The organism is Micromonospora sp. 4G55 (genome assembly GCF_016803375.1).
Genome location: NZ_JAEVHN010000703.1, coordinates 1 through 3081, shown reverse-complemented (window position 1 = coordinate 3081; position 3081 = coordinate 1). Strand labels below are relative to the sequence as shown.

Sequence of the window (3081 nt, the reverse complement as noted above, 5' to 3'; positions counted from 1 at the left end):
TACCGCAACCACCCACGGACCGCGACCCGCCGACGGAGCCCCGCCATCCTGGAGCCGGAGCGCCCCCGCCGGAGGCGCTCTAACAGAAACCCGCGACCGACCCCAGCTCGCCGACGCGGTCGGCGTCCGCTCCCCTACGCCGCGCGGGCTCGTGGCCGCGCGGCCCGGCCGGGCTGCCGGACCGGACCTCACCGGTCAGTCCGTTCTGTCCTCTGCGGCGGCCCCCGGGCTCCCCACTTCCCGCGCCAGCTGCCGGGCGTAGGCGTGACGGCCGCAGAGCGACAGCGGCAGCGGCCGGCGCGCGCCCAGGCGGCGGCGCGTGCGGCCCGTCAAGGGCCGCCTTGATAGACGTACAGAAAGTCCTCCCACACCGGCCGGCAGCCGGCTGTCCGGTCTCGGGACCTGCGTGACAGATCAATCTCGGGACGTGGGTGACACTCCGCCTGTAGAACGCCGCCACTCGACCCGGGCCAGGGCAGCACATCCGCATCCACCAGAGCCCGCAGCGTGGTACTGCTTCAAAGCGACAATGACGGCAGAAGCGGGCGAGCCTATGGTGACCAGTAGGGCGGGCGGGCTGCTGCGGAGGCCCGGGCAGCCGCAGGAGGCAACGTACCTGGAACTGTTCTTCGACCTGGTGTTCGTCCTCGCGCTCTTCCGGCTCACGCAGGGGCTGCTCCAGAATCTGACGTGGATCGGCACCCTCCAGACGCTGGTGTTGCTGCTGGCCCTGTGGTGGGTCTGGTCCCGCGTTGCGGGGACAACCGACAGGTTCGATCCGCAACGACCGCCGATACAGCTGCTGGCCATCGCGTCCATGTTTGGCATCCTGGTGATGGCCGCCGCGACGCCGGAGGCGTTCGGCAAGCGGGGCCTATTCTTCGCGGGCGCGTACGTCGCCATTCGGATTGGCGCCAGCGTCGTCCTCGTGCTCCTGCTGCGCGGCCACCAGGCGCAGCGCGCCTTCCTGCGGCAATTCTTCTGGTACGGCGTGTCCGCCGTGCCATGGATCGCGGGAGCCGTCGCGCACGATACGGCGCGTCTGGCGCTGTGGACGCTGGCGGTGGCCGTCGACTACACGTCGACCGCACTCCGCTTGCCCACACCGGGGTTGGGTCGCCTTGCGCGATCGGAGCTTGCGATCCTGGGCGAGCACTTGGCCGAGCGCTTCCGGCAGTTCTTCATCATTGCGCTCGGCGAGTTGATCCTGGTCACGGGTCTGGCGTTCGGCACCAGTGGCTTCGGGGCCGAGCACAGCGTTGCAGCCTTGGTGTATTTCACTACCACCGTGCTGTTGTGGCGAATCTATATCTACCGGGCCGGGGAGCTGCTGGCGGAAGCCATCGCAGCCGCCCCCGATCCGCTCCGCCTCAGCATCTCGGCAACCTACTCCCACCCGATCATGGTGGCCGGTGTCGTCCTCACCGCCAACTGCGTCGATCACGTCCTCGCCCACCCGTTCGGACATGCAGAGCCGATCTGGATCGCCATGATCCTCGGTGGACCCGCGCTGTTCCTGGCCGGGCGCGGCATCTTCGAGTACGCGGTCTTCGCCCGCGTGTCCCGCAACCGGCTGATCGGTGTCCTGGTCCTCGCCGCCCTCTCACCGGCGATGATCCGGGCGCCGCGGCTGGTGATCGCCATCGCCGCTGCTCTCGTCCTGGCCGCGATCGCCCTATCCGATGCAGCCCGCGCCCGAGGACGCCCACCCGAGCCGCCGTCACCGCCCCGCTAGCCGGAAGTGTCACCCACGTTCCGAGACTCCTCTGTCACGAACGTCCTGAGACCTGGCACGGCCGGCCGCCGGCCGTCCCGCCTCGGCCTGAGAGATCACGGCGGGTTGACGTGTCGGTACCCGGTGCTACTCTGGCGCTCGTCGGACACGCCAGCGCGGCCTTCCCGCCGGATCGCTGGACTCGACGTCGGAGATGCCGAGCGGCCTTCCTGCCGCTGATGCGGGCCAAGTCCCGCCGGCTCTCGATCGCACCGGCCGCAGCGCCAGTCCTCCGAATCCGCTGAGCGGCCCAGCACGGCCTCACCTGCCGTCCACGATGGCCCGGATTCGCTCACCTCCACCAGTGGGGGCAGCCTGCGGCCACCGCCGGATGCCGACATCCCAGGCTCCCCACCCGTGCCGGCCCTCATGACCGGGCTGCTGTTAAAGCTGCTGTACGCAAGCAGAAAGGCCACCTCCCGAACCCGGGAAGTGGCCTTTGACCTGCGTGGGCGATACTGGGATCGAACCAGTGACCTCTTCGGTGTGAATGTCGATTCCGACTGCCGTTGCACTCCAACCGATGTCGTCTGATGCCGTTGTATGCTTTTCGGCCGCTGTCGGAGGTTGCTTGGCGTTGGGTCTTGCTGAACGTCCTGCTGACTTCTTGCTGACGCAGCGCCGCCAGCGTCTGCGCCTGCGCTCCTGGGCTACTTTACCCGTCGCTGCTGGTCGGCTGAGCCGGCTGGGATCACCGCGAGCAGGCCCAGGCCCTGGCCACCCTGATCGTCGCCCGCGAGCAGGAGGACGGCTGGGCCGCCGCCCGGCTGTTGCCGCTGGTCGCGGGGTTGCGCGAGATCCTGCCCTGGGTACGCCAGTGGCACGGCGAGTTCAACCCGGAGTGGGGTGCCTCGCCGGCGGACATCTACGCCGACTTCCTCGCCGAGACCACCAACCGGCTGCACCTCACCGACGAGGCGTTGACGTCGTGGCGCCCGCCGAAGGTCACCCGGGGTCGTAAGGCGAAGGCCTGAGTGAGCGTCCGGAAACAACCGGCTGATGAGATCGCCGCCGCGGTACGTGCGATGTAGGTCGGCGGGCGCCGCTGCCGGTGGTGATCCGGGATGAGTTGGGTGAGTTGTTCGCCGACGAGGCGTTCGCGGCTGCCGTGCTAGCCGGCGTCGGTCGACAACCTCGCGAACAACGTGACTGGTGAAATTGGATTCCTCATCGGTGGCTCCGCGCATCGTGTTAGCTTGATTCTCGTGATTACCGGTGCGAGATCACTGTTGTTTGTTGCCGGTCTTCTGACGATCGGCATGACAGCGTCCGGCACGCCTGCGTCCGCCGGAGTGGCGTCCGGGGGT

1 protein-coding gene and 1 pseudogene are annotated in these 3081 nt (G+C 68.6%); both read left to right on the top strand.

Going from position 1 to position 3081, the window contains the following annotated elements:
- The first annotated feature begins 529 nt into the window (after nt 1–529).
- On the top strand, nt 530–1735 hold the full coding sequence (locus JNW89_RS32665) for a low temperature requirement protein A (RefSeq protein WP_238451985.1): 1206 nt from the start codon (nt 530–532) through the stop codon (nt 1733–1735).
- A gap of 731 nt (nt 1736–2466) precedes the next feature.
- A pseudogene (locus tag JNW89_RS32660) lies at nt 2467–2748 on the top strand (hypothetical protein); the annotation flags it as partial.
- Between the last annotated feature and the right edge of the window lie 333 nt (nt 2749–3081).